This is a genomic window from Streptomyces sp. NPDC001980, assembly GCF_040296885.1.
Lineage (GTDB): Bacteria > Actinomycetota > Actinomycetes > Streptomycetales > Streptomycetaceae > Streptomyces.
In genome coordinates this window covers 1-5,303 of record NZ_JBEOYD010000099.1, presented here as the reverse complement: position 1 = coordinate 5,303, position 5,303 = coordinate 1, and the positions used below count along the sequence as shown (strand labels likewise).

Annotated in this window: 7 protein-coding genes and 1 pseudogene; 1 reads left to right on the top strand and 7 read right to left on the bottom strand. The window is 70.2% G+C overall.

What is annotated here, in order from left to right:
* A pseudogene (locus ABT137_RS50800) lies at positions 1-116 on the bottom strand (DNA-directed RNA polymerase subunit alpha); the annotation flags it as partial.
* Positions 117-323: 207 nt separating this feature from the next.
* Between ABT137_RS50800 and ABT137_RS50795 the strand changes: the two are divergent.
* Positions 324-545, top strand: a complete 222-nt coding sequence (locus ABT137_RS50795) for a hypothetical protein (protein ID WP_351720835.1) — start codon at positions 324-326, stop codon at positions 543-545.
* A 161-nt stretch (positions 546-706) separates the two neighbouring features.
* On the opposite strand, the gene ABT137_RS50790 is transcribed toward ABT137_RS50795, so the two are convergent.
* The 6 genes from ABT137_RS50790 to ABT137_RS50765 all read right to left on the bottom strand — a co-directional run bounded on the left by ABT137_RS50790 (position 707) and on the right by ABT137_RS50765 (position 4,654).
* Positions 707-1,141 (bottom strand): hypothetical protein, encoded by a 435-nt coding sequence (locus ABT137_RS50790; RefSeq protein WP_351720832.1) that lies wholly within the window; start codon positions 1,139-1,141, stop codon positions 707-709.
* An 85-nt stretch (positions 1,142-1,226) separates the two neighbouring features.
* Positions 1,227-1,514: an SCO5918 family protein gene (locus ABT137_RS50785; RefSeq protein ID WP_351720829.1), complete on the bottom strand. Its 288-nt coding sequence runs from the start codon at positions 1,512-1,514 to the stop codon at positions 1,227-1,229.
* Positions 1,515-1,595: 81 nt separating this feature from the next.
* Entirely contained in the window at positions 1,596-2,006 is a 411-nt protein-coding gene (locus ABT137_RS50780) for a CBS domain-containing protein (protein WP_502984724.1), read from the bottom strand.
* A gap of 84 nt (positions 2,007-2,090) precedes the next feature.
* Positions 2,091-3,626: a DEAD/DEAH box helicase gene (locus tag ABT137_RS50775; RefSeq protein WP_351720827.1), complete on the bottom strand. Its 1,536-nt coding sequence runs from the start codon at positions 3,624-3,626 to the stop codon at positions 2,091-2,093.
* 251 nt (positions 3,627-3,877) lie between these two features.
* On the bottom strand, positions 3,878-4,084 hold the full coding sequence (locus ABT137_RS50770) for a cold-shock protein (RefSeq protein WP_351720824.1): 207 nt from the start codon (positions 4,082-4,084) through the stop codon (positions 3,878-3,880).
* Between the two features lie 231 nt (positions 4,085-4,315).
* The gene (locus tag ABT137_RS50765) at positions 4,316-4,654 is read right to left on the bottom strand and encodes a helix-turn-helix domain-containing protein (RefSeq protein ID WP_351720822.1); all 339 of its coding nucleotides are present in this window, start codon (positions 4,652-4,654) and stop codon (positions 4,316-4,318) included.
* Positions 4,655-5,303: the final 649 nt, after the last annotated feature.

Sequence of the window (5,303 nt, the reverse complement as noted above, 5' to 3'; positions counted from 1 at the left end):
CGGAGGGAGTTGCCGAGGGTGTAGCCGAAGCCCGGCTCCAGCGGCTCGATCACGAAACGGGAGCGGAATTCGTCGACGACCTCTTCGGTCAACGAGGGACGCTGAGCAATCAGCACGAGGTATTGCCTCCAGTATCTGGCGCCCGCCATCTGACGCCGTAGTCCCCGAAGGGTACGGGCGACGGGGCCTCCCACGAAGCCGAACCGCCCAGCCCCACCCGTCTGCGTCCGGACGGGTCGGCAGGCTCCCGCTCCTGCCGGAGTGGAGTCCACCGATCAGCGGGGGTAGCCACAAGCAGGGTTCATAGGCGCATACTGGGGGCGATGACAAAGCCTGCCGCTCCGAAGCGCCACTTGCCCACCAGCCCCTTCAAGGCCCCGGTCACGCCAGCCCCCAAGCACTTCGCCGTGGGCGACCAGGTCACACACGACATGTACGGTCTCGGCCGAGTCATCGGCGTCGAGGACGGAACCGCGGCACTCGTGGATTTCGGCTCGCAGCAGATGCGGATCCTGAGCCCGTACACCAAGATGACCAAGCTGTAGGAACGCGGTGCCGCCGTGTACAACACGGTGGGCATCCGTCACCGAGCTTGCGGTCATGCCGGCATGACCGGGCCTCAGCCCATACGGCAGCCGCTCCGGCCCGATCCGCTGCTCTACCCCGACGTTGCGGCCGCCGGCGGCCTTGCCGCCGCGGCCTGGCATCACGGCGTCACCCTCGCGGAACTCCACGCGGCAGCACCGCTGCTGCCCGCATGCCCGACGCCTGGGGGCCGGCGGCCGCCGGAACGGTCCACGACCTGCCCGGGGCCGAACCCCGGTAGCAACCTTGTACGTGTGATGAAAGACACAGCAGCGATCCACGGCCGTTCACCCTTCAGCGGGACGGGCTCGGGCGGCGGCGTGACGCGGAGTCGGGTGCGGACCAGCAGCCAGGTGACCACGGGCGCGGCGATCAGGGTGGGCCAGGTGCGGCGCAGCAGGGTGCCGGTGAGCGCACCGGCCGCGACGCCCAGCAGGACCTGGGCGACGGTGACCGGGCCGACGGTGAAGTACGCCGCCTGGCGCGTGCCGTACCGGTCCCGTGCGGCTCGCGGCTCCTTGCCGAACCGGCAGTCCCGACGAGAGCGGGTTCGCATGTCCGGCCCGCTCACCGACCGAGTGCCGGATCCTCGGCTTTCCAACCCGCAGACGGCACATGAATCGCCGTAGCGCCGGAAATCGTCACCAGCCGAGCACGTCCTCGTCGGCTCGCGCGCCCCGGGGCGGCGCGGCCGGGGGCGCGTCGTGGCAGGTGAATCCGAGCCGGGTCAGCGCGTGGCGCATCTCGACGGACGTGAAGTCCCGGCGGTTCTGCCTGGTGATCACCTCTCCGACCTGCATCACGGGGTAGATCCGCCTGTCGATGGTCACGGACACGCCGGTGACGGGTTCGGGGGTGATGCCGTCCATCGACTGCTCGACCTCGTTCTTGGTCAGCTCGAAGGGGAAACGGGCGATGACACAGCGCATGGATGCCTCCGCGGGGATGAGTGAGAACGCCGGGGAACGACTCTGGAGAGGCCGGACGCGCCATGGCGGCCGGAGGGCGAATCAGGAGGTGAGCGCGAGGACGCCCAAGGCATAGCCGTGCTCGTCGACCACGGGGGAAACGTCGAGTATCCGTACCCGCATGGCGGCTTCCGCCTCACCGAGCGAGGCCGTCGACGCGGTGAACGGCCCGCGGTCGAGCGGGATGTCCCGCAGCCGGGTCCGGTCGCTGAACCACGTGCCGCCACGGTGCGCGGCGAGCTGGGCCCGGGTGACCAGGCCCGCGCACCGCCCGTCCGCGTCCTGGAGGAGGAGGTGCGGGACGCGGGCCCCGATGAGCACGGACAGGGCCACGTCGACCGCCATGTGGTCGTCGACCTGCGGCCCGGGAGCGTGCAGCATGGCGTCGCGGGCGGTCAGGCCGGTGCCGTCGGCCTGGCGGAACCGGTGCGGTCGGGGCGGAGTCGGCGTCAAGGGCTTCTCCTCTTCGTCGGGGCGGCAGGAGGGCGGTGTCTCGGCGTGACCGCTGGGAGCGGGGGTGCGTTCCCCGTGCCTGGGCTAATCGGTGGGCCTTGGGGCGGAGCGCCGCGCTCGGGCCGCGGACCGGTTGTTCCCGCCCCGTCCGGCGGCCGGGCCCCGGTGGTCACGGCCCGCGGATCCCTTGCCCTCGCGTTGTTCGGCGACCGGTGCGGCGACGGTGACCGGCACGCCGGACGGGGTCCGGGCACCGGTGATGCGCTGGAGTTCGGCCGCGCCGGGACGGATCCGGGCGGTACGCGGAGTGATGCCGGCGTCGGCCATGAGACGGTCCACCGCTCGGCGCTGGCGGGGCAGGACGAGGGTGACGACGGTGCCGGACTCGCCGGCGCGGGCGGTACGGCCGCCGCGGTGCAGGTAGTTCTTGTGGTCGCCGGGAGGGTCGACGTTCACGACCAGGTCGAGGCGGTCGACGTGGATGCCGCGGGCCGCGACGTCGGTGGCCACCAGGACCGTGACGTGGCCGTTCTTGAACCGGGCGAGCGTCCGGTTGCGCTGCGGCTGGGACTTGCCGCCGTGCAGGGCCGAGGCGCGCACACCGACGGACAGCAGGTGCTCGGTCAGCCGGTCCACCGCGTGCTTGGTGTCCAGGAACATGATCACGCGTCCGTCGCGGGCGGCGATCTCGGTCACGGTGGTGTCCTTGTCGGCGTCGCGCACGTGCAGCAGGTGATGCTCCATGGTGGTGACGCTGCCCGCCGGCGGGTCGACCGAGTGCACCACGGGGTCGTGGAGGTAGCGGCGCACCAGGAGGTCGATGTCACCGTCCAGGGTGGCCGAGAACAGCAATCGCTGTCCGCCGGAGGGGACTTGGTCGAGCAGAGTGGTCACCTGCGGCAGGAAGCCCATGTCGGCCATCTGGTCCGCCTCGTCGAGGACGGTGACGGCGACCCGGTCCAGCCGGCAGTCTCCCCGCTCGATGAGGTCCTTGAGGCGGCCGGGCGTCGCGACGACGACCTCGGCCGCGCCCCGCAGGGCACTCGCCTGACGGCCGATCGACATGCCGCCCACCACGGTGGCGAGCCGCAGTCCGAGGGCGCGGGCGTAGGGCGCGAGCGCGTCGGAGACCTGCTGGGCCAGTTCTCGGGTGGGGACGAGGACGAGGGCGAGCGGCTGCCGCGGCTGGGCGCGCTGTCCGTCCAGGCGGGCCAGCACCGGCAGGCCGAAGGCGAGCGTCTTGCCCGAGCCCGTACGGCCCCGGCCCAGAACGTCCCGGCCCGCGAGTGCGTTCGGAAGGGTGGCCGCCTGGATCGGGAAGGGCACGGTGACGCCCTCGGCACCGAGCGCGGCCAGCAGCCGTACGGGCATGTCCAGTTCGGCGAACGCCCCGACCGCGGGCAGCGGCTCGGTCAGGGGGACCGGTGCGGCGAACTCCGGTCGGCGTGGGGCGGAGTGCGCCCCCTGACCGCTCTTGCGTCCGGTGACCGGACGAGGACCCTGGTGGCCCGTCTCCTGCTTACGGAAGCGGGTGTCGTGCGTGGATCCTGTCGAGTGCGGGGCACTCCTGTTCACGCGGGAGCGGCCGGAGGTGCCGCTGGTGCGACGGGCGCGGTTCAAGGGGAACCTTCCTCGATACGGCGTATCGAGGAATTCCGTCCAACGGCGGGCAGCCGTACGTGGAATCACAAGAATGAGCCGAAGAAAAAAGAAAAGCCGGGTCTCTCGATGCCCAAACCAGGGCTGTCAACAATTCGGGAGATCCGGAGAATCTGGTAACGCAATGGCCGGGGCCCGCACCCCAAGAGCGCGGGCCCCGGCCATCTGATGTGCGAGCCCGTGGCTCGCGACGTTCGCGTCAGCGATCAGCGTCAGGCAGGAACGATGTTCTCGGCCTGCAGGCCCCTCTGGCCCTGCGTGACGTCGAAGCTGACCTTCTGGCCTTCCTGAAGCTCGCGGAAGCCACCGTTGCTGATGATGTTCGAGTAGTGGGCGAACACGTCAGCGCCGCCGTCTTCCTGCTCGATGAAGCCGAAGCCCTTTTCCGCGTTGAACCACTTCACGGTGCCAGATGCCATATTGAATCTCCCTAGGGGGCAGTGCCGGACTCCGCACTTCACGGAGCCGAGTCGCCGCGATGATCACCCCTCCGGAAGAATCCGGAAAGCTCTGCAAAGAAAGAATTCTCTGGCAACCAAAACTGCAACAGCTATCACGCTAACACAGCCCGGGAGGAACCGCCCATGCACTTTTCGCGCCCGCCAGGTAATTCTCATCCCGCCGGAGTCCGTATTTCTGCACCGGCAGAACTAGATATTCGCATCGCCCTCGTCCAGCTTCCGGCGCATCTCCCGGTTCAGGCGGAGGGCGTCGTCCAGCTGATCCTCAAGGGAGATGATGCGGCACGCGGCCTCGATCGGGGTGCCCTGGCCGACCAGTTCGCGGGCGCGGGCGGCGACGAGCAACTGGCGGCGGGAGTACCGGCGGTGACCGCCTTCCGAGCGCAGGGGAGTGATCAGCCCGGCCTCACCGACGGCCCTCAGGAAGGCGGGGGTGGTGCCGAGCACGTCGGCGGCCCGCCCCATGGTGTAGGCGGGGTAGTCGTCATCGTCGAGGTTGCCGACGACAGGGTCGTTCTCGGCGGGCATGACACCTTCGTTCCGGGAGCGCTACGGGGACCCAGGTGTGCATGGGACCCGTGCTCGGAAGGAATCAGCACCATCTGCGTCGTGCCACAACCCTATCTCCGGATCTCCGGCGGGCACGGACATCTGTCCTCGCCGTGACAGATTTCCTTCCCGGCGCACCCGAGGATCCTTCACCTGCACCGGGGTGAGCTGTGGCACGTCGTCACCGCACGTCGACGAAGGCCCCGGCCAGGTCACGGCCGCGCCGTCGCGCGTCGGCCGTTCGTCCCTCCCGGGCGTCCTGTGCGTTCGCATGGGCGGGAAAGCACACCGGCAGGCCGGTGGTGCAGCGGAAGACGAGGGGCCGATCGTGTGGTTGTCGTGGACGATGCGAAGTTGACCCCGCTCAGGTCCACGATGCCCGGAAGCCGACCGGGCCGGGGAGGGAACGGCGTGAGCCCCCGCCGTTTTCCGGCGGGAGCCTGCAGCCTCCTACGTCCGCAGCAGCCGTTGGGTGAGCTCCCGGTACTGCCGCAGCGAGGCCCGGAGTTCGGCGGAATCCGTTTCGGGATCCTGGTCCTGCCAGCCGGCTCGGAGCACCCGCCGCATCTCCGCAAGGGCGTCCGCCAGCCGGGCAGCGGCTTCCTCGAAAGCGCCCTCGGCCTCCTCC